The sequence below is a fragment of the Pseudomonas sp. JS3066 genome, from assembly GCF_036328175.1.
Taxonomy (GTDB): Bacteria; Pseudomonadota; Gammaproteobacteria; order Pseudomonadales; family Pseudomonadaceae; genus Metapseudomonas.
On sequence record NZ_CP143312.1, the window covers coordinates 388,788 to 415,406 of the forward strand.

The following is a 26,619-nucleotide window of genomic DNA, read 5'->3' on the forward strand; positions in this document are numbered from 1 at the left end:
GCACGCCTAGGCGCCGGCATCGCGCGGGTCGTAGGCACGGATGTTGACCTGCTGCTCGACCAGGCCATGGCTGGCCTGCAGCTGCCACACGGCGCCCTCGCCGCTGCTGGTACCGGAGGGCGGCCGGTACGGCAGGCGGACGTCGAACTGGTAGTTGCGCGGGTCGTCGTGGAATTCCACCACGTCGATGTGCAGGCGCTCGTCGGTGGTGAAGCGGTACCAGATGCCGACGTCGGCGAGCAGGCGCTCGACGAAGGCCAGGTCGCTCTCGGCGTATTGCAGCACTTGCTCGCGCTTGGGGTAGTCGCGCTTGAGGTCGAAGAAGAAGTCCTGCCCTTCAAGCAGATGCCGGCCGCGCAGGATGCCCTCGACGATTTCCGGCACGCTCTGGTGCTGGTAGATGCGGTATTGCCGGCCCAGGCCGAGCAACGCCAGGCGCGGCTGCAGCGTCACTTCGTAGCGGGCTTCGTCGTTGGAGCCGGACAGGCGCCGAAAGCCGGTGAGGACGCCATGCAAGGTGCGCAGCGGCCGGTTCACCGGCGGGCTGAGGCCGATGATGGGGAGCGGCATGGGCGACGGGTAGAGGCTGAACGCGGCGTCCTGCCCCAGGAGCTGGTCAACCGGCAGATCGCGCTGGCTGGAGGTGAACTCGATGCGGTAGCGGAACGGCTCGCTGAGCGCTTCCTCGCCCTGGAAGGCGAGCACGTCGAGCGTGGCGTCGAGGTTGCGGGCCTTGAGCTGGTGGCGGCTGTGATCGAAGAAGGGGCGGATTGCAGCGAGCATGCGGTTGAACCTTCCGTCGTCAGAAACAAACGCCGAAGGTTGCCGCTCACACCGGCCCCCCCGCTATCAGACCGGTTCGGAATGATTGCTGGAAAACAAGCGTCGTCGTGTCGGAAGCGTGGGAGTGCGTTGCGGTGTCAACTAAAGCGATTGCTGGAGCCGGAAGGCGGAAAACTCACCTTCTCCAGACGTTAATCCATGCATGCGTTGGTGAGCTGGGACGGAGCACCGCCCAGCCCGTTTACGGAACTCGGGGTGTCAGTGCAGCTTGTCCCGCTTGGCCAGGCCGGGGAACAGCTTCATCCACAGCCCGGTCACGATCAGTGTGCCAACGCCGCCCATGACCACCGCCGGAACGGTGCCGAACCAGGCGGCGGTAACGCCGGACTCGAACTCACCCAACTGGTTGGAAGCGCCGATGAACAGCCCGTTCACCGCACTGACGCGGCCGCGCATCTCGTCCGGGGTATGCAGCTGCACGAAGGCGCCGCGAATCACCATGCTGATCATGTCCGCCGCGCCGAGCACCGCCAGCACCGCCAGGGAGAACCAGAAGGAGGTGGATAGCCCGAAGGCGATGGTCGCTACGCCGAAGATCCCGACCGAGGTGAACATGATCCGGCCCACGTTGCGTTCGATGGGGAATCGCGCCAGCCAGAAGGACATCAGCAATGCACCGACCGCCGGTGCCGAACGCAGCAGGCCCAGGCCCCAGGGGCCGGTGAGCAGGATGTCCTTGGCGAACACCGGGAGCAGGGCGGTGGCACCACCCAGCAGCACGGCGAAGAGGTCCAGGGAAATGGCGCCGAGGATGTCCGGGCGGCTGCGGATGAAACGGATGCCCGCCAGCAGGTTTTCCAGGTTGGCCGGAGCCTTGTTGGCCGGCTGCTGCCTGCTGGAGAGGCCCAGCATCAGGACGCAGGCGGCTATATAGAGGACCGCCGTGGGACCGTAGACCCACAGGCTGCCGAAGGCGTAGAGCAGGCCACCAAGGGCCGGCGCGACGATGGTGGCCGCCTGCATGGCCGAAGCCGAGGCCGCCACCGCGCGGGGGAAGAGTTCCTTGGGCACTACGTTCGGCAGCAACGCCTGGGTAGCCGGCATCTCGAACGCCCGGGCGGCGCCGAGGACGAAGGCCATCAGGAAGATCAGTTCGCGGCTGGCGCTGTCGGTGGCGCTGGCGAATACCAGCACGCCTGCCACCAGGGCCTGGAGAACCTGGCAGATCGCGGCGACGCGGCGACGGTCGAAGCGGTCGGCCACATGCCCGGTGTGCAGCATGAACAGCACGCGCGGCAGGAACTCCACCAGACCCACCAGGCCCAGGTCGAGCACGTTGCCGGTGAGTTCGTAGATATGCCAGCCGATGGCGACTGTGATCATCTGGAAACCGCTTGCCGTGCAGACGCGGGCGAACCAGAAAGCCAGGAAAGGACGATGGTGGCGTAGGAGGAGGGCCTGAGACATATCCGGAAAAAGCTTAGGCTGCTATCGATGGCGCAGCCTAGCACGGCGGCGGAAACATGCGGTTGCATTTGCCGAACAGAGCGTTCGATCAGCGCCTGCTCTTCGGAAATTTCTGACCAAAGAGACAGATTTACCCTTTGTCTCTGTCAGTGATTTCGTTAGAATTTGACTTTCAAGTCAGGTTAATCCCTCCGACTACTCTCATATCTACGACCCTTCTCCCCGAAAGGGCCGACAACCGTGTTTGCACAAAGAAAAGCGCCGGCCAACGCCGGTCGATGAGGAACGGGCATGTCCACTCCTGAGTTATCCCGTCGCGCCTTCCTGCAAGGCAGCGTCGTCGCCGGCATCGGCATCACCCTTGCACCCTTGGGCAGCAAGGCCTTCGCCGCTCTGTTCGAAGAACAGGTCACCCGCACGCCCGAGCCCTGGTACACCGCGGGTGGCCAGGCCCGTGGGCGAATTGACGGTGTCAGCAAGGTCTGCGGCGGCAAGGTGTTCGCCCGTGATATCCGCGCCAAGGACATGCCGGGCTGGCCGCAGCAGCAAGGCCACGCGCTGCTGCTCAAGGCCACCCGTGCCGATCACCTCTATCAAGGTTTCGACCTGTCGATGCTGGGCGAAGAGCTGAAACCGGATCGCGTGGTGACCGCCGCCGATCTGGCGCGCGACGGCATCGCCTTCCCCGAAGGCCACAGCCCGGACCCCTTCCTGCCGGAAGGCCAAGTGCCCATGTTCATCGGCCACCCGGTCGCGCTGCTGATCTGGAAGGATTTCGACCGCTACCGCCGCGCGAAGAACATCCTCAAGTTCAACGAGAAGGTGGTGCGCTACGGCGCCCAGGCTCCGCTGTACCAGCGCGACCCCTACGGCAGTTTCCGCTTCGTGCGCGTTGGCGGTGCCACGCCTTTCGAGCCGGATACCTTCTCCAGCCTGAAGGACAGCATGCTGTTCCCGCTGATCCGTGAGCGCAAACCCACCTGGGGCGCCGGCAACCCGGCGGGCGACCTGACCGCCCAGGGCATCTACCACGCCGAGCAGATGCAGTCGAAGCTGGCCAATCCGCCGGAAGGCTGGATGGTCTTCGACGAGCGCTTCAAGACCCAGTCCATCGAGCCGGCCGCCCTGGAAGCGGACAACGGCAACGGTTGGTACGACCCGGCTACCGGCACCCTGCATTTCGTCGTCGCCACCCAGTGCCCCTTCGAAGTGGCCGAGCAGACCGCGCACATGTTGGCGCCGTCGCGCTTCAAGGTGCAAAAACTGAATATGCACCCCGGCTACACCGTGGGCTACGGCTCCAAGGACAACAACATCTTCGTGTTCTACGCCGCCCTGGCCGCCATCTATGGCGACGGCGTGCCGGTGCGCCTGGCCAATGACCGCTACGAGCAGTTCCAGAGCGGCATCAAGCGTCACCCCTTCGACATGCACTACCAGTTGGCGGTGAAGAAGGACGACCTGTCGTTCCAGATCTTCCGCGCCCACATGGACGTCGACGGCGGCGGCCGCATCAACTACAGCCCCTCGGTAGCCGCCGTGGGCGCCACCGCCGCTCAGTCCATCTACTACCTGCCGCAGAGCGACCTGGCCGCCACCGCCTATCACTCACGTGGCGTCGAAGCGGGCTCCATGCGCGGCTACGGCACCCTGCAGACCATGGCCGCCACCGAGATGATGGTGGACGAGGTCGCCGCGCGCCTGGGCGTCGACCCCATTGAGTTGCGCCGCAAGAACGTCTTCAAGTCCGGCATGAAGAACACCCAGGGCGCCATTCCCGCCGGTGCCTTGCGCCTGGAGGAAATCCTCGACAAGGTCGCGCAGCACGAGGTCTGGAAGTACCGCGATGCACGCAAGCGCGAGGAAGAGGCGAAAGACCCGGACAACTACTACGGCGTCGGCTTCGCCATCTGCCAGAAGGACTTCGGCACCGGCTCCGAGGCGCCGATGGCCAGCATCGAGTTCACTGCCGATGGCCGCGTGACGCTGCGCCAGATCGCCATCGACATGGGCACCGGCATGGCCACCTCCCAGGCGCTGCTGGTGGCTGACTACCTGGGCCGTCCGGCGCATGAAATCCGCACCGGCGACACCGAGTGGGCCGAACTGGACCTGACCACCAGCGGCAACCCCTACCTGATAAGCCAGTCCGAACAGGACGCCGCGCTGAAGAACCCGCGCTGGGTCGGCAAGCTGGCCTCGCCGTCCTCGGCCACCAACTCGGCCTACTACTCAGGACACGGCACCCGCGAAGCGGCACGCATCCTCTTCAACCACGGCCTGTGGCCGGCGGCGCTGAGCATTTGGGGCCGTGGCGAGTTCGGCGGCCTGGCCAACCCTTACGTGGTGCGCCGCGAAGACGCCAACTGGGTCGAAGGCAAGCTGACCGCCAATGGCCTGCCGCCCATTCCGTTCGAGTTGCTGGCGCACAAGGCCCATGAACTTGGCCTGGTCACGGGTGTCAGCGTCCACGGCTTCAACCGCTGGGCCTGGGCCGAGGGCGAGTTCGAGATCGACGGCAAGCGCGACACCTTCCCGCTGGACGCCGTGGCCGTTAAGTACGGTGACGGTGCCGCCAAGGAGAAGAAGGCGAAGATGACCAGCCACGGCTACCACCTGCTGGACCGTACCGCCATCACCTATCCGCCAACCCAGTTGAACAACGCCATGGTCACCTACTACAGCCCGGTGGCGACCCTGGTCGAATTGAAGGTGAACAAGGGCAGTGGCGAAGCGCGAGTGATCAATCATCACTCCTGGCTCGAGTGCGGCCGGGTCATAGTGCCGGAGCTGGTGCGCGGCCAGCTCGAAGGCGGTATCTCCATGGGCATTGGTCACGCATTGCTGGAAGAAATGCCGTTGTACGAGGGCGGCCCCGGTGAGGGCACCTGGAACTTCAACCGTTACCAGCTGCCTCGCGCCAAGGACTGTGCGGTCTGGAAGCAGACCGCCGAAATCCTTCCGCCGCTGTCGCCCAGCGATCCGGCCAAGGGCATCGCCGAAGTGGTGATGATCCCCGTCGTCGGAGCCATCGTGAACGCCGTGGCACACGCCACCGGCAAGCGCCTGCGCGACCTTCCCCTGACTCCCGCCCGCATCAAGGAGGCCCTCCATGGCTAAGCGCGCCCTCAGCATGACCCTCAACGGCCAGGCCATCGGTCCGTTCACCGTGGATGACGACCTGATGATGATCGAGTTCCTCCACGAACACCTGAACCTGACCGGTTCGCGCCTGGGCTGCGGCCAGGGTATCTGCCACGCCTGCGTGGCGATCCTCGACAAGCCCGATGGCACCAGCGAGGAGATCCGCACCTGCATTACTGGCGCGCATTTCTTCGATGGCAAGAAGGTGCGCACCATCGAAGGCCACGCCAAGCGCGATGCCAAGGGTGAAGTCACCGAGCTGAACCCGATCCAGCAGAAGTTCATCGACCAGTTCGCCTTCCAGTGCAGCTACTGCACCCCCGGCTACGTCAACGCTGCCACCGTGCTGGTGGAAAAGCTCCAGCGCCAGCCGGTCAAACGCAGCGAACTGGAAGGGGAGATCGAACACGCCCTGGGCAACCACATCTGCCGTTGCACCGGCTATGTCCGCTACTACAACGCCGCGCGCGAAGTGGTGGAAGGCCTCGGCCTGGTCAAGGAGGGTTAAGGATGCGTGCAATTCTCCTCGCGGCGCTGCTGCTGCCCCTGACTGCCCCTGCCGCTGAACAGCCCGCGGACAAGGCGCTGATCGAGCGCGGCAAGTACCTGGCCCGCGCCGCCGACTGCGTGGCCTGCCACAGCATCGAAGGCGGTGCCGAGTACGCGGGCGGTCTGCCGCTGGTGTCGCCGTTCGGCACCATCTACGGCACCAACATCACGCCGGACAAGGAGCACGGCATCGGTCAGTACAGTGCCGACGAGTTCTTCAAGGCGGTGACCCAGGGTGAGCGCAAGGACGGTGGCAAGCTCTACCCCGCCATGCCCTACACCTCGTACCACCTGCTCAAGCGTGAAGACTCCGACGCCATCTACGCCTACCTGATGAGCCTGGAGCCCATTGCCAAACCGAGCCCGAAGACCGACCTGGCCTTCCCGTTCAACGTCCGCTTCGGCATGACCTTCTGGAACATGCTTTATAAGAACCGGGTGCAGCTCGAAGCGGCTGATGGCAAGGGCGAGGAGTGGCAGCGCGGGCAGTACCTGGTGGAAGTGCTCGGCCACTGCGGCGAGTGCCATACCCCGCGTAACGCGCTGGGTGCCCTGCAGCAGGACCTGCGCATGACCGGCGGCGTGATCCTCGGCTACGAGGCACCGAGCCTGTTGGCCAAGGACCTGGCCGAGCGCGGCTGGACCACGGACGACTTGTCCACCTTCCTCAAGCACGGCATCAGCGATCAGGGTTCGGTATTCAACGAGATGTACCCGGTGCTGCACCACAGCACTCAGTACCTGCCTCAGGATGATCACCGCGCCATGGCCACCTACCTGCTGGGCGAAGAGCCGCCGGCGCCGCGCAAGATAGCCGCCGTGGCCGAGGCGAAACTGGGCGAAAGCGCCGCTCGCGGTCGCCAGGACTACCTCAACGTCTGTGCCGGTTGCCATGGCGCGGCAGGAGAGGGCGTGCCGCACGTGGCGGTTGCCATGAACGGCAACACCACCCTGCGCCTGGCGGATTCCCGCAACCTGCTACGGGTGATCGACGACGGCATTCGCGAACAGCAGTTCACCGGTTTCGAACGGATGCAGCCAATGCCCGGCTTCAGGGATAAACTCGACGACGGCCAGATGCGCGACCTGCTCAATTACCTGCGCCAGACCTGGGGCGGACTTGAGGGAGAGGTGAGCCCTGAGCGGGTGTCGGAGCTGCGCGGCGAGGTCCTGTCGTCTCACTGATTAGGGTATTTCCCACGATGCAACACCTCGATCTGCTGGTGGTGCGCAAGGCGCTGGAGTGGTCCGCTTCTGGCCAGCGCGTGTGGCTCTGCACGGTCCTCGCGACCTATGGCTCGGCGCCTCGCGCGCCGGGTTCCCTGCTGGCGGCCACCGCCGACGGGCACTGGATCGGCTCGCTGTCGGGCGGTTGTGTCGAGGATGACTTCCTCGAACGCCTGGTCGCCGGTGCCTTCGCCGAGCCAGTTCAGCTGGTGCGTTATGGCGACGGCAGCGATACCCATTCGTCGATCCGTCTGCCCTGCGGCGGCATTCTCGACGTGCTGGTGGAAAACCTGCCCTCCGATTGTGATGTCCAGGCGCACCTGCGAGAGCTGGAAACGGCCTTGGCCGGCCAGCGCCGCTTGATCCGCGAGGTCGCCCTGCCCGAGGGCGCGCGTCGGTTGTTGCCGGACCGCGAGCATGGCCCGCGGGTGGAGCGCCTGGGCGACCTGCTGCACCTGCGCGTCGGTGCCGCCCAGCGCCTGCTGCTGGCGGGTTACTCCACGGTGGCCCAGGTATGCGCCGAGTTTGGCCAGAGCCTGGGCTTTGAAGTGGTGCTCTGCGACCCGCGTGACGAGGCGCTGCAGGGCGTCGAGCTGCCGGGCGTGGAAATCCGCCGCGAACTGCCCTCGGAGTTCATCCGCCTGGGCGGTTGTCATGCCGATACCGCCGTGGTCGCCCTGACCCACGATCCTAAGATCGACGATCTGGCGATGATCGAAGCGGTGCGCACCGAGGCTTTCTACATCGGCGTGATGGGCTCGATGGCCACCAGCGCCAAGCGTATGGAGCGCCTGCGGCGGATCGGCGGCCTGAACGAGGCGGAACTCGACCGCATCATTGCTCCCATCGGCCTCAACCTGGGCAGCAAGACCCCGTCCGAAATCGCCCTGGCGGTGCTCGCGGATATCCTGCGGGTTCGTAATGGGATTGCGCGGGAAAGGGTTTGATCAAACGAAGTCAGTCGCACCAATCCCCTACAGTTCCATCGCCCCGGGAGATGAAGGATGTCCAATGTCCCCGCCCTGATCCTCGCCGCTGGCTTCGGTACCCGCTTTGGCAGCGACAAGCGTCGCGCCACCCTGGCCGACGGCCGCACGCTGCTGGCAGCCAGTCTTGAGCGGGCCAGGACGGTGTTCGACGAGGTGCAAGTGGTGCTGCGCCCGGAGGACGACCCGACGGTGTTGGGGTTGCCGGAGGGCTGCAACATCATCCTTTGTGAAGATGCCGGGCGGGGCATGGGCCACAGCCTCGCGGCCGGTGCGCGGGCACTTGCCAATGGCGAGGCCGACGCCATCGCCGTATTGCTCGGGGACATGCCCTGGATCGCTGAATCCAGCCTCCGCGCGCTACTGGGCAAGGCTGCGCCGGGCCGTATCGTTTTCCCTGTCCATCACGATGAGCGTGGTCATCCCGTGCTGTTCGGCCGGGAATTCTGGCCGGAACTCTGCGCCTTGACCGGCGATGAAGGGGCGCGCCGGGTTCTGCGTGCCCATGCGGCCGCCTGGGTGGCGGTTGGGGTGGACGATCCGGGGGTGCTGCGGGATGTGGACAGCCCCGAGGCACTTCTACCGTAGGTTGGCGTAGAGCGCAGCGAAACCCAGCAAATCCGAAACAAGCGCGTCGTTGGGCTTCGCTGCGCTCTGCCACAACCTACAGTCCCCCGCACTCCATGCGGCGCGCGGCCGCGCGGCAACCTGTCGCGCGGCAACGAACCACAGCTTCCAAAATGCCTTGACCGGCTACTCTCTATGCATTGCTTGATCCGCGTCAAAACCCCCGGCGCGGGTTTGTGAAGGGCCGACCTGGCCCGCATCCAGTCGCAGCAGACCCCACAAGAACAATTCGGTCCGGCCCGGCTCCTCTATCCGATGGAGTCGTTCGGGACCTGTACCCGTATCAATCTGATTAGAGGATTCGCCATGTTCGGATTGGAGGCTCTCGATCTCGCCCGAATGCAGTTCGCCTTCACCGTGTCCTTCCACATCATCTTCCCGGCCATCACCATCGGCCTGGCGAGCTACCTCGCCGTCCTGGAAGGGTTGTGGCTGAAGACCCGCGAGGAGGTCTACCGCGACCTCTATCACTTCTGGTCGAAGATATTCGCCGTGAACTTCGGCATGGGCGTGGTCTCGGGCCTGGTCATGGCCTACCAGTTCGGTACCAACTGGAGCGCCTTCTCCGACTTCGCCGGCGCGGTCACCGGGCCGCTGCTGACCTATGAGGTGCTCACCGCGTTCTTCCTCGAGGCCGGCTTCCTCGGCGTCATGCTGTTCGGATGGAATCGCGTGGGTCCGAGCCTGCACTTCTTCTCCACGGTGATGGTGGCCATCGGCACCATCATTTCCACCTTCTGGATCCTCGCCTCCAACAGCTGGATGCAGACCCCGCAGGGCTTCGAGATCATCGACGGCCGCGTGGTACCGGTGGACTGGCTGGCGGTGATCTTCAACCCGTCCTTCCCCTATCGCCTGCTGCACATGGCCACCGCCGCCTTCCTCGCCACCGCCTTCTTCGTCGGCGCCTCGGCGGCCTGGCACCTGCTGCGCGGCCGCGACAACCCGGCGATCCGCAAGATGCTCTCCATGGCCATGTGGATGGCGCTGATCGTGGCCCCGGTACAGGCGTTCATCGGTGACCTGCACGGCCTCAATACCCTCAAGCACCAGCCGGCGAAGATCGCCGCGATGGAAGGCCACTGGGACAACAGCAGTGGCGAAGCCACCCCGCTGATCCTCTTCGGCTGGCCGGACATGGAGCGTGAGGAAACCCGCTTCAAGGTCGAGGTTCCCTATCTCGGCAGCCTGATCCTGACCCACAGCCTGGACAAGCAGGTACCGGCGCTGAAGGAGTTCCCCAAGGAAGACCGGCCCAACTCCACTGTGGTGTTCTGGTCATTCCGCATCATGGCGGGCCTGGGCATGCTGATGATCCTCACCGGCATCTGGAGTCTGTGGCTGCGCTGGCGCGGCGGGCTGTTCCAGTCCCGGCCGTTCCTCTACCTGTGCTTGTGGATGGGCCCGTCCGGGTTGATCGCGATCCTCGCCGGCTGGTTCACCACCGAGATGGGCCGCCAGCCCTGGGTGGTCTATGGCTTGATGCGCACGGCCGATGCGGTGTCCAACCACAGCGTGACGCAGATGAGCCTGACCCTGGTGAGCTTCGTGGTGGTGTACTTCGTGCTCTTCGGCGCGGGCCTGGGCTACATGATGCGCCTGGTGCGCAAGGGCCCGGTCACCCACGAGGGCAAGGAACAGGGTATCGGCGGCCCCGGCCAGCACCGCACGCCTGCACGCCCGCTCTCGGCGACCGAAGAGGGTATGGACGATGACGACAATGTTACCGAGGTAAGGAGCTGAACCATGGGCGTCGATCTTTCACTGATCTGGGCGATCATCATCATCTTCGGCGTGATGATGTACGTGGTGATGGATGGTTTCGATCTCGGAATCGGCATCCTCTTCCCCTTCGTCAAGGATGACGGCGAGCGCGACGTGATGATGAACACCGTCGCGCCGGTCTGGGACGGCAACGAGACGTGGCTGATCCTGGGGGGCGCCGGCCTGTTCGGCGCTTTCCCGCTGGCGTACTCGGTGGTGCTTTCGGCGCTCTACCTGCCGCTGATCCTGATGCTGCTGGGGTTGATCTTCCGTGGCGTGGCCTTCGAGTTCCGCTTCAAGGCCAAGCCGGCCAAGCGCCACCTGTGGGACAAGGCGTTCATCGGCGGTTCCATCGCCGCCACGTTCTTCCAGGGTGTTGCGCTGGGCGCGTTCATCGAGGGCATCCCGGTGGTGAACCGCACCTTTGCCGGTGGCTCGCTGGACTGGCTGGCGCCTTTCCCGATGTTCTGCGGCCTGGGTCTGATCGCCGCTTACGCGTTGCTCGGCTGCACCTGGCTGATCATGAAGACCGAAGGCCGCTTGCAGCAGCAGATGCACGACCTGGCGCGACCGCTGGTGCTGGTGATGCTGGCGATTACCGGCCTCGTCAGCATCTGGACGCCGCTGGCCCACGAGGAAATCGCTACCCGCTGGTTCAGTCTGCCCAACCTGTTCTGGTTCATGCCGGTACCGATCCTGGTGCTGGTGTGCACCTGGGCGTTGCTGCGCGCCGTGGCGAACAACGCCCACCACTCGCCCTTCGTGCTGACGCTGGTGCTGATCTTCCTCGGCTACAGCGGCCTGGGCATCAGCCTCTGGCCCAACGTAATCCCACCGTCCATTTCCATCTGGGAAGCAGCGGCACCGCCGCAGAGCCAGGGGTTCATGTTGGTGGGCGCGCTGTTCATCATCCCCTTCATCCTGATGTACACCGCCTGGAGCTACTACGTGTTCCGCGGCAAGGTGACCCAGGAAGACGGCTACCACTAGGAGCGGCCTGTGGATAAGTCAGAGAAGAAACCGCTTTGGCAGCGCCTCGGCTGGCTGGTGGGTATCTGGGCCCTCAGCGTGTTGGCGCTTGGCGCTGTGGCCTACGTGCTGCGGATGTTCATGACGGCGGCGGGGTTGAGTACGCACTAGGCGTGCTCTCTCATTACTTGTAGGGGCGAATGAATTCGCCCCTACAGGGTTTCAGTGGCCTGGTGCAGCTATTTGCTCGCCTTCAACACCACGAACTTCGGTGTCGCCGCCACCTGCTCCACGCCCCGGAACAGACGCTTGAGCTTGGCGTGGTAGCCCAGGTGGCGGTTGCCCACGATCCATAGCTCGCCACCTTTCACCAGTGCATTGCGCGCTTGCACGAACATGCGCCAGGCGAGGAAATCGCCTACAACCTGCTGCTGGTGGAACGGCGGATTGCACAGCACCAGGTCCAGCGAGTCCCCCGGCTGCTCTGCCAGACCGTCGCCTGCACGGATATCCGCAGGGCGTTCGCCCAGGGCCGCGCGCCAATTCTCCTTCGCCGACTGCACGGCCATGTAGGACTCGTCCACCAGGGTCATCTGCGCCTGCGGGTTGGCCAGCGCATAAACGATGCCGAGAACGCCATTGCCACAGCCCAGGTCTGCCGCACGGATATCCGCCAGGCTGCGCGGCAGGTGCGGAAGAAAGGCACGGGTGCCAATGTCCAGGCCTTCGCGGCAGAACACGTTGGCGTGGTTGATCAGCGTCAGGCGTGGCTGGTCCAGTTGGTAGCGGGTGGGGTAGGGCGAAGCAGGTGCCGGCTTCTGTTCGGCCGTGGCGATCAGCAGGCGTGCCTTCTTCACCGCCAGAGATGGCTGCATCGGGCCGATGTATTTCTCCAGCAGGTCGCCAGCGGCGTGGGGCAGGTGCTTGACCATACCCGCGGCTACCACCGTGGCGCCGGGGGCGAGTTGGCCATGCAGGCGGATCAGTTGTTCCTCCAGCAGTGCCAGGGTTTTGGGAACGCGCACCAGTACCCGGTCGAACGGGCCTTCGGCCAGTTCACTGGCGGCCACGAAGCGCACGCGCCCGGCATCCAGTTCGTTGCGTGCCAGATTGCGTTGCAGGGCGATGTGGCCGAGGTGGGAGTCGCCGCTGCTGGTGACGTGCGCGTGGGTGGCCAGGCTGGCGGCCAGCGCGCCGAAGCTGTCATTCAGTACCAGGATGCGCGTATCGCTGGCGATGCCCTGTTCGTGCAGGTGGTTGAGCAGGTACTCATCGGCGGCATCGAAGGCCTGCAGCGGGTCGTCCTGCTGTTCGGGCTGGCGAACGAGATCGAGCTGGGCAAAGGGCGTAGCAAATATAGGCATAAGAACCGGCGGTGTTTCTGAAGGCCGCTTTGCGAGACACTGAAGCGGCCTTTGAACGAATCGGAAAGAGTGGGAGCGGAGTATGACCGCCAGCGAAGAGAAGTTCACCCGTCAGACCCTGCTGGATGTCGAGACCCTGACGCCCAGCCTGTTCACCCTGCGCACGACCCGTGACGCGGGGTATCGCTTCAGAGCCGGGCAGTTTGCCCGCCTGGGCGTGACCAAGGCCGACGGCAGCACCGTCTGGCGCGCCTATTCCATGGTTTCGGCGCCCCATGACGAGCACCTGGAGTTCTTCTCCATCGTCGTACCGGGGGGCGAATTCACCAGCGAGCTGTCGCGCCTCGCGGTAGGCGACACCCTGATGGTGGACAAGACGTCCTTCGGCTTCCTCACCCTCGACCGTTTCGTCGATGGTCGCGACCTCTGGCTGCTGGCTACCGGCACTGGGCTGGCGCCGTTCCTGTCGATCCTCCAGGACCTGGAGGTCTGGCAGCGTTTCGAACGGATCATCCTCGTCTACAGCGTGCGCCAGGCTGCGGAGCTGGCTTATCAGCCGCTGATTGACGACCTGAAGAACCGCGATTACCTGGAAGGCGTGGCCGACAAGCTGCTGTACATCCCTGTGGTGACCCGCGAGGAAGTGCCCGGCGCGCTGCATGGGCGTATCACTACGTTGATCGAGAACGGCGAGCTGGAACGCGCCGCCGGCCTGGAACTCACCCCGGAGCACTCCCGCGTGATGCTCTGCGGTAACCCGCAGATGATCGACGACACCCGCGCGGTGCTGAAAAAGCGCGACATGAACCTGAGCCTGACCCGCCGGCCGGGGCAGGTGGCGGTGGAGAACTACTGGTAGGTAGTGTGTGGCGGATGAATAGCTTGGAGGGGCGATTTCAATCGCCAAGGGCAGCTCCGCTGCCCCTCACCGGCTTCGCAGGGCAGACCTCCGGCCTGTAGATGCGAATGAATTTGCCCCTACAGGTGTTCTTCACCTCAGGCATCCAGTTCTATTCGCCGCTCGCACCCCCCATCACACCGACCCGGACAGCTGCACCCCGTGCTGCTGCGGGCGGTGGCGCGTTCCATTCGCCTGGCTACGGGCTCGTCGTCGGCAAAGGGCAGCATGGTGGCTTCGTCCAGTTGGCGTTGGCTCCTGCCACCCAGGCTGGCCTGGATGGCGAGGTAGAAGAAGGTCAGGGCAGCCAGGCTAAGCAGGGCGTATGCGCTTTCGCTATCCATGGGCCACCGCCTGCGGGACCGCGTCGGTGGCGCGCGTATCACCGACGCGGATCGTGCGCCAGGTGTTCCAGGCCATCAGCAGCATGCCGGTGACGAAGAAGATGCCACCCACCATGCGCACCACGAATCCGGGGTGGCTGGCTTCCAGCGCTTCGACGAAGGAATAGGTGAGGGTGCCATCCTCGTTCACCGCGCGCCACATGAGGCCCTGGGTGATGCCGTTGACCCACATGGAGGCGATGTACAGAACGGTGCCGATGGTGGCCAGCCAGAAGTGGGCGTTGATCAGGCCGGTGCTGTGCATCTGCGCGCGGCCGTAGAGGCGCGGGATCAGGTGGTAGAGCGAGCCGATGGTGATCATCGCCACCCAGCCCAGCGCTCCGGCGTGTACGTGGCCGATGGTCCAGTCGGTGTAGTGGGACAGCGCGTTTACGGTCTTGATGGCCATCATCGGGCCTTCGAAAGTGCTCATGCCATAGAAGGCCAGCGACACCACGAGGAAGCGCAGGATCGGGTCCTCGCGCAACTTATGCCAGGCCCCGGAGAGGGTCATCATGCCGTTGATCATGCCGCCCCAGCTCGGCGCCAGCAGGATGATCGACATCACCATGCCGAGGGACTGGGCCCAGTCCGGCAGGGCGGTGTAGTGCAGGTGGTGCGGGCCGGCCCAGATGTACAGGGTGATCAGTGCCCAGAAGTGCACGATGGACAGGCGGTAGGAGTACACCGGGCGCCCGGCCTGCTTGGGAATGAAGTAGTACATCATTCCGAGGAAGCCGGTAGTCAGGAAAAAGCCCACGGCGTTGTGCCCGTACCACCACTGCACCATGGCGTCGGTAGCGCCGGAATAGACCGAGTACGACTTGAACCAGCTCACCGGAATGGCCATGTGGTTGACGATGTGCAGCATCGCGGTGACCACGATGAAGGCGCCAAAGAACCAGTTGCCCACATAGATGTGCCTGGTCTTGCGCTTCATCACCGTACCGAAGAACACCACCGCGTAAGCGATCCAGACGATGCCCATCCATACCGCGCCGGTGAACTCCACCTCGGCGTATTCCTTGGTAGTGGTCAGGCCCTGGGGCAGGGTGACCAGGAGGATCACCACCAGTGCCTGCCAGCCCCAGAAGGTGAAGGCAGCAAGCCCACCACCGAACAATCGTGCCTGGCAGGTGCGCTGCACCGTGTAGTAGCTGGTAGCGAACAGGGCACTACCGCCGAAGGCGAAAATCACCAGGTTGGTGTGCAGCGGGCGCAGGCGGCCGAAGCTGGTCCAGGGCAGGTCGAGGTTCAGCGCCGGCCAGACGAGCTGGGCGGCGATGAACACGCCCATGCCCATGCCGACGATGCCCCAGACGAGCGTCATCAGGGCGAACTGGCGAACCACCTTGTAGTCGTAGGTCGGTTCCGGGATTGCGGTGTTCATGTGCGGGCCTTTCGGTTGAGAAGACTGAGCGGCCGCCATTCTGGAAACCCCGTCGCTGGGGAAACAGACTCAGATAAACGCACTTTTTAGTGCTCAGATCGGCTGGCGCCTTGTAGGAGCGAGCTTGCTCGCGAACCGCCGGCATTCGCGAGCAAGCTCGCTCCTGCAAGTCAATCTGATATGGTTTTTTGAGACGGACCTGAAGCTGTTTACGCCGGGCTCGCGCGCCCATAGTGAAGGCCCCCGCCCGCCTTGCTGGAGCCCGCTTGCATGTACCACTACGACGACTACGACCGCGCCCTGGTGCAGGAGCGTGTGGCGCAATTCCGCGACCAGGTGGCGCGGCGTATCAGCGGCGAGCTTTCCGAGGAAGAGTTCCTGCCGCTGCGTCTGCAGAACGGCCTCTACATGCAAAAGCACGCCTACATGCTGCGGGTCGCCATCCCCTACGGAACGCTGTCGTCCAGCCAGATGCGTTGCCTGGCGCGAATCGCCCGCGAACATGATCGCGGCTATGGCCACTTCACCACCCGGCAGAACATCCAGTTCAACTGGATCGAGTTGGCCGAGGTGCCGGACATCCTCCAGCAACTGGCCGAGGTGGAGATGCACGCGATCCAGACATCCGGCAACTGCGTGCGCAACATCACCACCGAAGCCTTCGCCGGGGTGGCCGCCGACGAGTTGCTGGACCCGCGACCACTGGCGGAAATTCTCCGCCAGTGGTCCACCATCAATCCGGAATTCCTCTTCCTGCCGCGCAAGTTCAAGATCGCGCTCTGCGCAGCCGAGCAGGATCGAGCCGCCGTGCAGATGCACGACATCGGCCTTTACCTGTACCGCGACGATGCGGGCGAAATGCGCCTGCGGGTATTGGTGGGCGGCGGCCTCGGCCGCACACCGATCCTCGGTCAGCAGATTCGTGACGGCCTGCACTGGCGACACTTGCTGTCCTATGTCGAAGCCATCCTGCGCGTCTACAACCGCCACGGCCGGCGCGACAACAAGTACAAGGCGCGGATCAAGATCCTGGTCAAGGCGCTGGGTATCGAAGCCTTTGCCCGCGAGGTGGAAGCCGAGTGGCAGCACCTGAAGGAGGGCCCGGCCGAGTTGACCGAGGCTGAGTACCAGCGCGTTGCCAGCAGCTTCGATGCACCGTCCTATGCCCGCCTGGATGAGGCCGACCTGGACTTCGGCAGCCAACTGGCGCGGGACCCGGAATTCGCCCGCTGGTGTGCGCGCAACCTGCAACCGCACAAGGTTCCGGGCTACGCCGCCGTCGTGCTGTCCACCAAGCCGGGACCGGATGCCCCGCCCGGAGATGTCACCGACGTCCAGATGGAGGCAGTAGCCGACTGGGCCGAGTGCTTCGGTTTCGGTGAAATCCGCATCGCCCACGAACAGAACCTGGTGCTGCCCGACGTGCGCAAGGCCGACCTGCACGCACTTTGGCTGAAGGCCCGCGACTGTGGCCTGGCGACCGCCAACATCGGCCTGCTCACCGACATCATTGCCTGCCCGGGCGGCGACTACTGTTCCCTGGCCAACGCCAAGTCCATCCCCATCGCCCAGGCCATCCAGGCGCGCTTCGTTGATCCAGCGGCACTTCAGGATCTGGGTGAGCTCAGCCTGAACATCTCCGGCTGCATGAACGCCTGCGGTCATCACCACATCGGCAACATCGGCATCCTCGGTGTGGATAAGGGCGGCAGCGAGTGGTACCAGATCACCCTCGGGGGCGCCCAGGGCATGGACAGCGAACTGGGCAAGGTGATCGGACCTTCCTTCAGCGCTGACGAGGTGCCGGACGTGATCGAAAAGGTGGTGGAAACCTTCCGCGACTATCGCGAGCCGGAGGAACGCTTCGTCGATACGGTGCGGCGCATCGGCCTGGATCCCTTCAAGGAACGGGTCTACGCCAAAGTGGGGGTACCGGCATGAACAACCTGATCAAACTTGTGGATGGTGAGGCTCGCCTGGTGGAAGACACCTGGACCCTGGCGCGCGAGGCGGGCGAAACCTTGCCGGATGGGCAACTGATCCTGCCGCTGGCGCTCTGGCGTGAGCGCGACGGCCGCGACGGATTGTTGCTGCAACCGGACGATGAAGTCGAGCCGCTGGCACCGCTCTTGGAAGGAGTGCCCCTGATCGCCGTCGACTTTCCCAGCTTCCGTGACGGCCGCGGCTACAGCCAGGCCTACCTGCTGCGTACCCGCCTGGGCTGGCGCGGTGAGCTGCGTGCGGTCGGTGATGTGCTGCGTGACCAACTCAGCCATATGCGTCAGTGCGGCTTCGACGCCTTTGCCGTTCGCGAGGATAAATCCGCCGAGGATGCGCTGAAGGGATTGGCGGGTGTGAGTGTGCTTTATGGCCGTTCGGTGATAGAGCCAAGGCCACTGTTTCGCAGGCGCTGAGAGATTTCGTACATGAATGGTAAAAATTCCCTACTTAGCGCTGGATGATTTCTGACCTAGCATTTGCGGTTCGTTTATCCGAACTGGAAACCAATGGACAGCGATAGTTGTAAGCCGCCCCCTGCAACCCCGGGTGCGGCCGCCCCCCTTCCCGCCGGCGTCTACGCACGCCATTTCGAATTGCAGCGTCCCGCTGCCCACTCTTCGTGCATGTCGATGCAGCGCCCGCAGGCGCCGTTTGCGCCTGCCCGTAAACCTGGTTCGAGAGCCTGATCCCTATGGAATGGATAGTTGACCCTACGGCCTGGCTGGGCCTGCTGACTCTGATCGTCCTGGAGATCGTCCTCGGTATCGACAACCTGGTGTTCATCGCCATCCTGGCCGACAAGCTGCCCCCCCATCAGCGCGACCGTGCGCGATTGATCGGCCTGTCCCTGGCCCTGCTGATGCGCCTGGGTTTGCTGGCCAGTATTTCCTGGCTGGTCACCCTCACCACGCCGCTGTTCGAGGTGTTCGATAAGAGCTTCTCCGGCCGTGATCTGATCATGCTGTTCGGTGGTGTGTTCCTGTTGTTCAAGGCCACCATGGAATTGCACGAGCGCCTGGAAGGCCGCGTTCACAGCCAGGGTGGCAGCCGTGCCTACGCCTTGTTCTGGCCGGTAGTGGCGCAGATCGTGGTGCTGGATGCGGTGTTCTCCCTGGACGCGGTGATTACCGCCGTGGGCATGGTCGAACACCTGGAAGTGATGATGATCGCGGTGGTGGTGTCCATCGGCCTGATGATCATCGCCAGCAAGCCGCTGACTGCCTTCGTCAACGCCCACCCAACGGTGATCATGCTGTGTCTGGGCTTCCTGATGATGATCGGTTTCAGCCTGACCGCCGAAGGCTTGGGCTTCCATATCCCGAAAGGCTACCTGTATGCCGCCATCGGCTTCTCGCTGCTGATCGAGGCTGCCAACCAACTGGTGCGCTGGCGCCGCAAGCGCCAGCTCCAGGGCGACCGCAGCGTGCGTGAGCGAACTGCCCACGCCGTGCTCCGCCTGCTGGGTGGCCGTGGCGTGGAGGCCGATGAAGTAGGCGAGGAAATCGCCGACCTGTTGGATGGCGGCGACGCTGGCAAGGTGCCCTTCGACCGTCGTGAGCGGATCATGATCAGCGGCGTACTGGGATTGGCGGAGCGCCAGGTCCGTACGCTGATGACCAATCGCAGCGAGGTGGAGCGCATCGATCTCGACGACCCGCGCGAAAGCATCCGTGACGCCCTGCTGCGTTCGCCGCACTCGCGCTTGTTGGTGATCCGGGGCGGCGATGTGGATGAGCCCCTGGGCTATGTGCACAAGAAGGAACTGCTGCGCGAGTTGCTGCAGGGGCAGGAGCCGGAGTTCGAGCAGATGCTGCGGATTCCGCCGAACCTGCCGGAGAGCGCTTCCGTACTGGGCGCCCTGGAAGAAATGCGCAAGGCCTCTACCCACGTGGCGTTCGTCGTCAACGAATTCGGCGGCTTCGAGGGGCTGCTGACCATGACCGACATACTCGAGTCCATCGCCGGTGAGCTGCCTGACGCCAGTGAGGTGGATGGCCTGGATATCGAACCGTGCGATGAGGGCTGGAAGGTCAGTGGTGCGGTGAACCTCAGCCTGCTGGGGGAGCGCGTCGGCTTTGCCGCCAAGCCCGGAGAGGACTACCAGACCCTCGCAGGCCTGGCCATGAGTCTGCTGGATCGCCTGCCGGTCATCGGTGACTCCCTGGAAGTCGCAGGCTGGCAGTTGCAGGTGATCGAAGTGAAGGAGCGGCGGGTCAATCGCCTGCTGCTCAAGCCGCTGACAACAGCAACCTGATCACTTATGGGAGCGACTTCAGTCGCGAAATGAAGAAGGGCCGCGATGCGGCCCTTTTCTTTTGCTGAGGTCAGTTGGATTCGCGAATGAATTCGCTTCCACACAGGACGCCTCGGGCAACTCAGGGCTGCTTGTCCCCCTGGGCTTTCAGCAGGTCACGTATCTCGGTCAGCAGGGTTTCCTCGGGGGAGGGCGCCGGTGGCAGCTCGGGAGCAGCGGCTTCTTCGCGTTTGAGTTTGTTGATCACTTTCACCCCCATGAAGATGGCGAAGGCGACGATCACGAAGTCGAGGATTGTCTGGATGAACTTGCCATAACTCAACACTACAGCCGGGATTTCCCCCTCGGCGGCCTTGAGGATGATGGCCAGGTCGGAAAAGTCGACCCCGCCGATCAGCAGGCCAATGGGCGGCATGATCACGTCGCCCACGAAGGACGAGACGATCTTGCCGAAGGCAGCGCCAATGATGATGCCAACGGCCATGTCGACCACGTTGCCTTTGACGGCGAAGGCTTTGAATTCGTTGAGCAAGCTCATGTTTCACTCCCTGAGGTTCTGGATTCAACGCTGAAGTGTAATTCAGCAGGTCGAGGCTGCCAGCGACGGCCACCTCCTTGTGCCGGTGCTCATGCTAGGGGCCGGAGGTGGCAGTGCCAAGTCCGGGTGAGGTTTCCGTCAGGCGGCGCTTTCCGCCTGTGGTCCCTGGTCTAGCCTGAGAGTGAGGCTGCAAGAGGAGGGTCGCTGCCATGCCACTAGAACACCACCCGCTCAACCGTGAATTCCCAGAGTTCAAGGACACCATGCGCGCACTGCTGCAGAGCGATGCGCACTTTGCCCGGTTGGCGGGGGAGTACCAGGATCTGGATTCGCAAATCTACGAAGTCGAGGACGGCAACAAGGCCCTCGATGACAACATCCTGCACGGTTTGAAGGTGCAGAGGGTTGCCCTGAAGGACGAAATCGCCCGGATGCTCAAGAGTGCCAAGGGCTGACACTTTGATTTGATCGGGGTCAACAGCGCCAGGAAGGAGGCCGGATAGGCTGGCTCACCCTCTATCCGGAGCCAGTCCCATGCCTGCTACTAACCTCTCGTCCGGCGCGGATTTTTCGTCCGCGTCGTCTCTCTCCCCTGAGCGCCAGGAAGCCATCGAGCGTCTCGACCGCCTGCAACAACAGTACGATCTGCTGCAACGTCGCATCGCTCGCGTCGAGGAAGGCAGCGAGCCGCTGGACGGCTCCAGCCTTAGCGCCCTGCACATGCGCCTGGACGGCCTGAGCCAGGATCTCGAGCGCCAGCGTCGGCGCGCTAGCGGCCAATGCTGCAACTGCGGCGGCGGTTGCCGAGGCTGATCCGCTATCATGCGGGCTTTCGTTTTTCTGACGGAGTTCGCTGATGGCCAAGGCCAAGCGCATGTACGGCTGCACCGAGTGCGGCGCTACCTTCCCCAAATGGGCCGGCCAGTGTGCTGACTGCGGGGCCTGGAACACCCTGGTGGAAACCGTGCTGGAGGGCGCCGCCGCTACCTCCGGGGGGCGCGGCGGCTGGGCCGGCCAGCAGGCGCAGATCAAGACCCTGGCCGAGGTCAGCGTTGAAGAAATGCCGCGTTTTTCCACCGCTTCCACCGAGCTTGATCGGGTGCTCGGTGGTGGCTTGGTGGACGGGTCGGTGGTTCTGATCGGCGGCGATCCGGGCATCGGCAAATCCACCATCCTCCTGCAAACCCTCTGCAACATCGCCACGCGTCTGCCCGCGCTCTATGTCACCGGTGAGGAGTCCCAGCAACAGGTCGCCATGCGTGCCCGCCGCCTGGGCTTGCCGGAAGACAAGCTGAAGGTCATGACCGAGACCTGCATCGAAAGCATCATCGCCACCGCGCGGGTCGAGCAGCCCAAGGTGATGGTGATCGATTCCATCCAGACTATCTTCACCGAGCAATTGCAGTCCGCCCCAGGCGGCGTGGCCCAGGTCCGCGAGAGTGCGGCACTGCTGGTGCGTTTCGCCAAGCAGAGTGGCACGGCGATCTTCCTGGTCGGCCATGTGACCAAGGAAGGCGCCCTGGCTGGCCCGCGCGTGCTGGAGCACATGGTGGACACCGTGCTCTATTTCGAGGGCGAGTCCGACGGCCGACTGCGCCTGTTGCGGGCGGTGAAGAATCGTTTCGGTGCGGTCAACGAGCTGGGCGTGTTCGGCATGACGGACAAAGGCCTGAAGGAGGTTTCCAACCCCTCGGCGATCTTCCTCACACGCGCTCAGGAGTCCGTGCCCGGCAGCGTGGTAATGGCGACCTGGGAAGGCTCGCGGCCCATGCTGGTGGAGGTTCAGGCGCTGGTCGACACCAGCCACCTGGCCAACCCGCGACGGGTAACCCTGGGGCTGGACCAGAACCGCCTGGCCATGTTGCTGGCGGTATTGCACCGGCACGGCGGCATCCCGACCTACGATCAGGATGTGTTCCTCAACGTGGTTGGCGGTGTGAAGGTACTTGAGACCGCTTCCGACCTTGCGCTGATCGCCGCCATCATCTCCAGTCTGCGCAACCGCCCCCTGGCCCATGATGTGCTGGTGTTCGGTGAAGTGGGGTTGTCCGGTGAGGTACGTCCGGTGCCCAGCGGCCAGGAGCGCCTGAAGGAAGCCGCCAAGCATGGTTTCAAGCGGGCGATCGTGCCCAAGGGCAACGCCCCCAAGGAAGATCCGCCGGGCCTCACCGTGGTCGCGGTGACGCGCCTGGAGCAGGCGTTGGATGCGCTGTTCGAGTAGTTTTCGCGAATGAATTCGCTCCCACACGAAGAGCGAAAAGCCAATTGATTGCACGGACAGCCCCCTCTCCCTTTGGGAGAGGGCTGGGGTGGGGACTTTTTGGCAGAATTGCGACCTGCTAGGCGAATGAATTCGCCCCTACAGGAAAAGCGAGAAGGTCATTACTTGCACGGAGAGTGCCCTCTCCCTTTGGGAGAGGGCTGGGGGTGAGGGACCTTTGGCAGAACTGCGATCTGCTTGGCGAACGAATTCGCCCCTATAGGGAGCTTCAGCCCGGCGGGCTACTCCTCGCCCAGTGCCGTCAGTTCACGTTCCAGCAGTTCTTCGCTACCCAGGTTGAGTTCCACCAGGCGACGCAGGTGGCTGATGGAGTCGAGGTCGATATGGCGGCAGACGAATCCAAGTTGGTCGCCCTGGGCGCGAGTCAGTTCCACTTCCATCTCGACCTTGGCGTCTGCGCCCAGATCGACGCGCACGTCGAACGGCCTTGCCGGATCGCCATCCCAGTCAGCCGGGCGGATCACCAGCAAGCCCTTGAGAGAAATGTCGTGCAGCACCGCCGACCAGCGCTTGTCGCCCTGGTTGATTGTAGTGGCGGCGTCGAAGTTGATGCGGTGGAAGCGCCGACGGTCGCTGGCGATTTCACTCATGGTCATGCTCCTGAGAGATTTCATCCACTATAGCCAAGGCCAACGAGACTGTTCATTCGCCGCGGCGACGCCTGAACCAGAAAAACGACAGGGCCAGGATCAGCGCTCCAGCCCCGGCGAGCAGGTACTTGTAGGGGCGCAAGCTGTTGCGCAGTTGCTTCCCGCGCTCCTCCCAGACACGCTTGCCCGCGGCGTCGAAGTCAGGCTCCTCGCAGTTCCGTCCGAAATTGGCTGCCCAGGGCACATACGGGCCGTGCTGCACATAACGCCGGTAGTAGCCGCGCGCGTCTTCCAGATTGCTGCTGAGCAGGAAGCCGGTTGCCTTGCACAGCACCGCGGCGAAGGCCTGGCTATTTTGCGGCAACTGGTCGGCGGCCCGCCCGGCCAGATGCGCGGCGACCCAGCGATAGTGATAGCGGGTGTTGGGCTGGGCGAGGTTGTCGTTCTGTCGCTTGGCTTCGTCTGCACTCAGCAGGTCGCCCGCTTGCTGTTGCCCCACCTGGAGCAGGGCGAAGGAGCCGCCTAGGCTGTGAAAGTCTGGCGACATCTCGTAACCCAGCAGTTCCATGCCCTGCTCGCGGGCGATCAGCGCGGCTTTATAGAGGGCTTCGGCGCGCCCGGTAGCGGTCCAGCGGTTATCCGCCTCCTCGCGGGCCTGGCCATAGCGACGGGCGGTTTCGCGCAGTTCAACATCATCGAAGTAGGGCAATGCCTCGTTGTAATGGCCTTCGCGCAGCAGACGCCGGGCCAGAAGGTTGCGCAGTTGGGCCGCGACCGGGCGTGGCTGGTAGTTCTCGCGCTCTTCCGCAGTCTGCGGCTTGGGCTCTGGCACCTTGGCGTCGACATAGCCTTTGAGCTCTTCCAGGGTCAGCACGCGCTCGGCGATGGTGGCGCTGTCCCACCAGTAGATATCGCCGCTGTGCCAGAGCAGGTCGAAGGCGTCCAGATAGTCGCCGCGCTGGAGCGAAAGGATGGCGTTCTCGCCGTCCACTCGGCAGCGCGGCTTCACGTCCTCCCAATCCCAATCTGCGGTGCGCCGGTAGCCCCAGTCTTCTTCCTTCGGGAAGGCCCGCGCGGCCTTGGCATAGGCCTCGGTGGCGCGGGTCGCGTCGCCATCGCGCAAGGCCAGCTTGGCCCGCAGCCACCAGGCAAGCCCACTGTCGCCGGCCTTGGCGACGAAGTGCTCGGCCTCAGAGTAGCGCCCGAACTGGTAGCTCAGGGCGGCCAGGCGATCGGCATTGGCCAGGTCGGCACCAGCGTTCTCGATCAGTAGCGTACTGATGCGTTCATCACCGCTCTGCTCACCGTCGATGCGGCTGAGCAGGCGAGCGGTGAGCAGGTGCTGCACTTCGGGTAGGGCCAGCAGTGGCGCCAGCTCCTCGTTGGGCATGCGCGCCAGTTCGCCAGCGAGTTGGCGCAGGGAGCTGTAGCCGGTACTGGATCGATGGGCCGTCTGGCTGGCATAGAGACGGATGGCGCTGGCCCAGTCACCGGCCAGGTAGTCCAGGCGGGCTTCCTCGCCGAGGCTGGCGATGCCCAGTTCCAGCGGGTCGGCATAGCCTTGGATGGCGAGCTGGCGAGTCTGCTGGAACGCTTCCCGCGCGGACTGGGCTGCATCCTGCATGAACAGGCGCTGATCTTCCTCACTGCGCTGGGTTGCTTCGACGGGTACGCCTTCGGGGCGGCTCAGATTGGCCTGGGCTCGCCCCAGGGAGTAGGCGGCCCAGGTACCGCGCAAGCGGCGTTGGTCCGCCGGAAGTTCCAGCACGCGGCGAAAGTAGTCGCTGGCCAGCAGGTAGTCCTGCTGGGCGAAGGCCACCGCGCCGGCACTGTAGAGGCGCAGCTCTGCGGGCAGCTCCTGGCCCTGGTCTTCGACCTGGCGGGAGTCAGTCAACGTACGCAGGCGTTTTATCTGCTGGTAGAGGGTGTCTCCCAGTTCCTTCTGTTCGATCTCGTCGCGCTGCTGGAGGTATCGCTCTCCACCGTCGTCCCAGTAGCCCGCCAGGGTGGCATCGCCGGACTGGCCGAGGCCGGGCACCGGTTTGCCCAGACGCGCCGCTTCGAACGCGAAGTTGCCCTCAGGCAGTTCGGCCAGGGTCTGCGCACGGTCGCCCAGCAGGCTCAGGGGAAAATCCGGCCCGCAGGCCTGGGCACTCAATACCGGCAGGCAGAGTGCAATGGCCAGCGCCAGTCGCCGGCTGCGTTCAGGGGTAGACATGGGATCCTCCTTGATCGACTTGCTGGCAGCGTGCCCAACCCAGGGCACGTTGCTGGCCGGCGGAGAGCTGGCCTTCGGTGTGGCGGGTGAATACCAGGGCACTGGCCGTACGTTCCAGGCGATAGCCGGCCAGGGCATCGGCAGCATCGCAGGCTTGCGCCGGCAGCTCGATGCGTTCCGGCAACGCGGCGGCAAGGTTGCCTTGATTGCTCAGGACCAGTTCGTGGAGCGGCCCATGCTGACTGACCTGTGGCCGGATATCCGCGTATAGCTCGTCGCCGCGCGCTACAGCCTTGAGGGTGTCGAGCGGCCAGGCACGACGGTCGCCGGCCAGCGGCAGGCGGAACCAGATGACGCCGGCCAGGTGCGCGGGAGGCGTCTGCCGTAGTTCGGTGAGCAATTCGGCCAGTTGCCGCGGGTCTGCCTGTAGTTCACGGCGCGGTCCGGCAAGCGCCAGCGGGCTTTCACTTTCCACCACGCCGTTCACCAGGGCGATGCCATAGGCGGGCAAGGCGAGTTGGAAGGGGCGGTCGCTGATCTGGCTCCAGCGCCGGGTCCAGGTCAGGGCGCGGGCAGGGTCGAACAGTCCGTTCGCCGGGGCGTTGACTGCATGGACCTGCAGCACGCTGCTGTCCACCTCGCGCAGCAAATCGACGAGGGCGGGGCTGTCGAGCCAGGCGGGCAGGGCGGTAATACTGAGTTTCAGCTCCGTTGGCAGCGCTTGGCGCAGTTCACCGAGGAAGGCGCGATAGGCTGGCAGGCGTGCACTGGCGCAATCGTGGTCGATCTCCAGCCCCTGCACGGCGAGGCCCAGCGCGCGCCAGTCGTTCATCAGCGCGAGGATATCGTCGCGGGTGCGCTGTAGGTCCAGCTCCGGCAGTTGGCCATCCAGCCGCACGACGGCCACCAGCGGACGGCCATCGGCTTTGAGCATCCCTGCATTCACCCTGATACGAGACCAGCCTGCGCCGGGATGGGCCTGGGCGGCGAGCACCCGAAGGGTAGAAAAGTCGGCGCGGCTGGCAGCCAGCGCATCTGCGTGGGCGGGCCGCCATTGGCGTTGCCAGATGTAGAGCTGCTGGTCGAGCGCTTGTGGTATTTCCGGCCGACAGCCAGCCTCGCCGAGCAGCAGAAGGGCGAGGGCGACACGGAGATAGGGGACAGGCATGGATGCGACGCGCACTGG

General features: G+C 64.4%; 23 protein-coding genes and 1 pseudogene. 15 read left to right on the top strand and 9 right to left on the bottom strand.

Translation table 11 applies throughout. The annotated features are described in order from the left end of the window. Window positions 1-9: 9 nt before the first annotated feature. Both SA496_RS01965 and SA496_RS01970 read right to left on the bottom strand, forming a co-directional pair. Window positions 10-783: pseudogene (locus SA496_RS01965) on the bottom strand (type VI secretion system Vgr family protein); the annotation flags it as partial. A gap of 258 nt (window positions 784-1,041) precedes the next feature. After that, window positions 1,042-2,250: an MFS transporter gene (locus tag SA496_RS01970; RefSeq protein ID WP_120653041.1), complete on the bottom strand. Its 1,209-nt coding sequence runs from the start codon at window positions 2,248-2,250 to the stop codon at window positions 1,042-1,044. A 291-nt stretch (window positions 2,251-2,541) separates the two neighbouring features. Here SA496_RS01970 and SA496_RS01975 point away from each other — a divergent pair, with 291 nt between their 5' ends. The 8 genes from SA496_RS01975 to SA496_RS02010 all read left to right on the top strand — a co-directional run bounded on the left by SA496_RS01975 (window position 2,542) and on the right by SA496_RS02010 (window position 11,687). Beyond that, complete coding sequence (locus SA496_RS01975) at window positions 2,542-5,370, top strand: xanthine dehydrogenase family protein molybdopterin-binding subunit (RefSeq protein WP_330114971.1); 2,829 nt, start codon at window positions 2,542-2,544, stop codon at window positions 5,368-5,370. Further along, the gene (locus SA496_RS01980; RefSeq protein WP_120653039.1) at window positions 5,363-5,902 is read left to right on the top strand and encodes a (2Fe-2S)-binding protein; all 540 of its coding nucleotides are present in this window, start codon (window positions 5,363-5,365) and stop codon (window positions 5,900-5,902) included. Before SA496_RS01975 ends, SA496_RS01980 begins: the two co-directional genes overlap by 8 nt. Window positions 5,903-5,904: 2 nt before the next feature. Then, window positions 5,905-7,128, top strand: coding sequence for a cytochrome c (locus tag SA496_RS01985; protein WP_330114972.1), 1,224 nt, complete (start codon window positions 5,905-5,907; stop codon window positions 7,126-7,128). A 17-nt stretch (window positions 7,129-7,145) separates the two neighbouring features. Continuing rightward, complete coding sequence (locus SA496_RS01990) at window positions 7,146-8,117, top strand: XdhC family protein (protein ID WP_120653037.1); 972 nt, start codon at window positions 7,146-7,148, stop codon at window positions 8,115-8,117. Window positions 8,118-8,174: 57 nt separating this feature from the next. After that, on the top strand, window positions 8,175-8,744 hold the full coding sequence (locus tag SA496_RS01995; protein WP_120653036.1) for a nucleotidyltransferase family protein: 570 nt from the start codon (window positions 8,175-8,177) through the stop codon (window positions 8,742-8,744). Window positions 8,745-9,089: 345 nt separating this feature from the next. After that, complete coding sequence (locus SA496_RS02000; protein WP_330114973.1) at window positions 9,090-10,526, top strand: cytochrome ubiquinol oxidase subunit I; 1,437 nt, start codon at window positions 9,090-9,092, stop codon at window positions 10,524-10,526. 3 nt (window positions 10,527-10,529) lie between these two features. Then, complete coding sequence (cydB, locus tag SA496_RS02005; RefSeq protein WP_120653034.1) at window positions 10,530-11,537, top strand: cytochrome d ubiquinol oxidase subunit II; 1,008 nt, start codon at window positions 10,530-10,532, stop codon at window positions 11,535-11,537. A gap of 9 nt (window positions 11,538-11,546) precedes the next feature. Continuing rightward, on the top strand, window positions 11,547-11,687 hold the full coding sequence (locus SA496_RS02010) for a DUF2474 domain-containing protein (RefSeq protein ID WP_120653033.1): 141 nt from the start codon (window positions 11,547-11,549) through the stop codon (window positions 11,685-11,687). Between the two features lie 68 nt (window positions 11,688-11,755). Here the strand turns inward: SA496_RS02010 and SA496_RS02015 are convergent, their stop codons facing one another. Next, on the bottom strand, window positions 11,756-12,880 hold the full coding sequence (locus SA496_RS02015) for a methyltransferase (protein WP_120653032.1): 1,125 nt from the start codon (window positions 12,878-12,880) through the stop codon (window positions 11,756-11,758). Window positions 12,881-12,962: 82 nt separating this feature from the next. Here SA496_RS02015 and SA496_RS02020 point away from each other — a divergent pair, with 82 nt between their 5' ends. After that, window positions 12,963-13,739 carry a ferredoxin--NADP reductase gene (locus tag SA496_RS02020; protein WP_120653031.1) on the top strand — a complete coding sequence of 259 codons (777 nt, stop codon included), beginning with the start codon at window positions 12,963-12,965 and terminating at the stop codon, window positions 13,737-13,739. A gap of 137 nt (window positions 13,740-13,876) precedes the next feature. Here the strand turns inward: SA496_RS02020 and SA496_RS02025 are convergent, their stop codons facing one another. Next, a complete protein-coding gene (locus SA496_RS02025; RefSeq protein WP_153921595.1) occupies window positions 13,877-14,122 on the bottom strand; it encodes a cbb3-type cytochrome c oxidase subunit 3 in 246 nt (81 codons plus the stop codon). Further along, a complete protein-coding gene (gene ccoN / locus SA496_RS02030; protein WP_280359355.1) occupies window positions 14,115-15,551 on the bottom strand; it encodes a cytochrome-c oxidase, cbb3-type subunit I in 1,437 nt (478 codons plus the stop codon). Before ccoN ends, SA496_RS02025 begins: the two co-directional genes overlap by 8 nt. Before the next feature lie 270 nt (window positions 15,552-15,821). On the opposite strand from ccoN, the gene SA496_RS02035 reads away from it, so the two are divergent. From SA496_RS02035 to SA496_RS02045, 3 genes are all read left to right on the top strand, one after another. After that, window positions 15,822-17,492 carry a nitrite/sulfite reductase gene (locus SA496_RS02035; protein WP_153921592.1) on the top strand — a complete coding sequence of 557 codons (1,671 nt, stop codon included), beginning with the start codon at window positions 15,822-15,824 and terminating at the stop codon, window positions 17,490-17,492. Next, window positions 17,489-17,965 carry a DUF934 domain-containing protein gene (locus tag SA496_RS02040; protein ID WP_153921589.1) on the top strand — a complete coding sequence of 159 codons (477 nt, stop codon included), beginning with the start codon at window positions 17,489-17,491 and terminating at the stop codon, window positions 17,963-17,965. Before SA496_RS02035 ends, SA496_RS02040 begins: the two co-directional genes overlap by 4 nt. A 278-nt stretch (window positions 17,966-18,243) precedes the next feature. Next, window positions 18,244-19,806 carry a TerC family protein gene (locus SA496_RS02045; protein ID WP_120653026.1) on the top strand — a complete coding sequence of 521 codons (1,563 nt, stop codon included), beginning with the start codon at window positions 18,244-18,246 and terminating at the stop codon, window positions 19,804-19,806. Between the two features lie 121 nt (window positions 19,807-19,927). On the opposite strand, the gene mscL is transcribed toward SA496_RS02045, so the two are convergent. Next, window positions 19,928-20,344, bottom strand: coding sequence for a large-conductance mechanosensitive channel protein MscL (gene mscL, locus SA496_RS02050; protein WP_120653025.1), 417 nt, complete (start codon window positions 20,342-20,344; stop codon window positions 19,928-19,930). Window positions 20,345-20,553: 209 nt separating this feature from the next. On the opposite strand from mscL, the gene SA496_RS02055 reads away from it, so the two are divergent. The 3 genes from SA496_RS02055 (at window position 20,554) to radA (ending at window position 22,565) form a co-directional block, all read left to right on the top strand. Continuing rightward, complete coding sequence (locus tag SA496_RS02055; RefSeq protein ID WP_120653024.1) at window positions 20,554-20,799, top strand: YdcH family protein; 246 nt, start codon at window positions 20,554-20,556, stop codon at window positions 20,797-20,799. A gap of 79 nt (window positions 20,800-20,878) precedes the next feature. Next, window positions 20,879-21,157 carry a hypothetical protein gene (locus SA496_RS02060; protein WP_120653023.1) on the top strand — a complete coding sequence of 93 codons (279 nt, stop codon included), beginning with the start codon at window positions 20,879-20,881 and terminating at the stop codon, window positions 21,155-21,157. A 43-nt stretch (window positions 21,158-21,200) separates the two neighbouring features. Continuing rightward, on the top strand, window positions 21,201-22,565 hold the full coding sequence (gene radA / locus SA496_RS02065; protein ID WP_120653022.1) for a DNA repair protein RadA: 1,365 nt from the start codon (window positions 21,201-21,203) through the stop codon (window positions 22,563-22,565). A gap of 281 nt (window positions 22,566-22,846) precedes the next feature. Here radA and SA496_RS02070 read toward each other — a convergent pair whose 3' ends face one another. Genes SA496_RS02070 through SA496_RS02080 form a run of 3 tightly spaced genes read right to left on the bottom strand, consistent with a single transcriptional unit; the run spans window position 22,847 to window position 26,601 of the window. Beyond that, on the bottom strand, window positions 22,847-23,215 hold the full coding sequence (locus SA496_RS02070) for a PilZ domain-containing protein (protein WP_330114974.1): 369 nt from the start codon (window positions 23,213-23,215) through the stop codon (window positions 22,847-22,849). A gap of 52 nt (window positions 23,216-23,267) precedes the next feature. Then, entirely contained in the window at window positions 23,268-25,433 is a 2,166-nt protein-coding gene (locus SA496_RS02075; protein ID WP_330114975.1) for a hypothetical protein, read from the bottom strand. Further along, window positions 25,420-26,601, bottom strand: a complete 1,182-nt coding sequence (locus tag SA496_RS02080; RefSeq protein ID WP_330115612.1) for a DUF3142 domain-containing protein — start codon at window positions 26,599-26,601, stop codon at window positions 25,420-25,422. Before SA496_RS02080 ends, SA496_RS02075 begins: the two co-directional genes overlap by 14 nt. Window positions 26,602-26,619 lie beyond the last annotated feature (18 nt).

What these genes read in the sequence shown, in the direction of transcription:
- SA496_RS02075 (WP_330114975.1), bottom strand. Translation starts at nt 25,433, where the DNA reads ATGTCTACCCCTGAACGCAGCCGGCGACTGGCGCTGGCCATTGCACTC.
- SA496_RS01990 (WP_120653037.1), top strand. Translation starts at nt 7,146, where the DNA reads ATGCAACACCTCGATCTGCTGGTGGTGCGCAAGGCGCTGGAGTGGTCC.
- SA496_RS01985 (WP_330114972.1), top strand. Translation starts at nt 5,905, where the DNA reads ATGCGTGCAATTCTCCTCGCGGCGCTGCTGCTGCCCCTGACTGCCCCT.
- SA496_RS02000 (WP_330114973.1), top strand. Translation starts at nt 9,090, where the DNA reads ATGTTCGGATTGGAGGCTCTCGATCTCGCCCGAATGCAGTTCGCCTTC.
- SA496_RS02060 (WP_120653023.1), top strand. Translation starts at nt 20,879, where the DNA reads ATGCCTGCTACTAACCTCTCGTCCGGCGCGGATTTTTCGTCCGCGTCG.
- SA496_RS02025 (WP_153921595.1), bottom strand. Translation starts at nt 14,122, where the DNA reads ATGGATAGCGAAAGCGCATACGCCCTGCTTAGCCTGGCTGCCCTGACC.
- SA496_RS01995 (WP_120653036.1), top strand. Translation starts at nt 8,175, where the DNA reads ATGTCCAATGTCCCCGCCCTGATCCTCGCCGCTGGCTTCGGTACCCGC.
- SA496_RS02080 (WP_330115612.1), bottom strand. Translation starts at nt 26,601, where the DNA reads ATGCCTGTCCCCTATCTCCGTGTCGCCCTCGCCCTTCTGCTGCTCGGC.
- SA496_RS02015 (WP_120653032.1), bottom strand. Translation starts at nt 12,880, where the DNA reads ATGCCTATATTTGCTACGCCCTTTGCCCAGCTCGATCTCGTTCGCCAG.
- radA (WP_120653022.1), top strand. Translation starts at nt 21,201, where the DNA reads ATGGCCAAGGCCAAGCGCATGTACGGCTGCACCGAGTGCGGCGCTACC.
- SA496_RS01975 (WP_330114971.1), top strand. Translation starts at nt 2,542, where the DNA reads ATGTCCACTCCTGAGTTATCCCGTCGCGCCTTCCTGCAAGGCAGCGTC.
- cydB (WP_120653034.1), top strand. Translation starts at nt 10,530, where the DNA reads ATGGGCGTCGATCTTTCACTGATCTGGGCGATCATCATCATCTTCGGC.
- SA496_RS02035 (WP_153921592.1), top strand. Translation starts at nt 15,822, where the DNA reads ATGTACCACTACGACGACTACGACCGCGCCCTGGTGCAGGAGCGTGTG.
- SA496_RS02040 (WP_153921589.1), top strand. Translation starts at nt 17,489, where the DNA reads ATGAACAACCTGATCAAACTTGTGGATGGTGAGGCTCGCCTGGTGGAA.
- SA496_RS01970 (WP_120653041.1), bottom strand. Translation starts at nt 2,250, where the DNA reads ATGTCTCAGGCCCTCCTCCTACGCCACCATCGTCCTTTCCTGGCTTTC.
- SA496_RS01980 (WP_120653039.1), top strand. Translation starts at nt 5,363, where the DNA reads ATGGCTAAGCGCGCCCTCAGCATGACCCTCAACGGCCAGGCCATCGGT.
- SA496_RS02045 (WP_120653026.1), top strand. Translation starts at nt 18,244, where the DNA reads ATGGAATGGATAGTTGACCCTACGGCCTGGCTGGGCCTGCTGACTCTG.
- SA496_RS02070 (WP_330114974.1), bottom strand. Translation starts at nt 23,215, where the DNA reads ATGAGTGAAATCGCCAGCGACCGTCGGCGCTTCCACCGCATCAACTTC.
- SA496_RS02020 (WP_120653031.1), top strand. Translation starts at nt 12,963, where the DNA reads ATGACCGCCAGCGAAGAGAAGTTCACCCGTCAGACCCTGCTGGATGTC.
- SA496_RS02055 (WP_120653024.1), top strand. Translation starts at nt 20,554, where the DNA reads ATGCCACTAGAACACCACCCGCTCAACCGTGAATTCCCAGAGTTCAAG.
- ccoN (WP_280359355.1), bottom strand. Translation starts at nt 15,551, where the DNA reads ATGAACACCGCAATCCCGGAACCGACCTACGACTACAAGGTGGTTCGC.
- mscL (WP_120653025.1), bottom strand. Translation starts at nt 20,344, where the DNA reads ATGAGCTTGCTCAACGAATTCAAAGCCTTCGCCGTCAAAGGCAACGTG.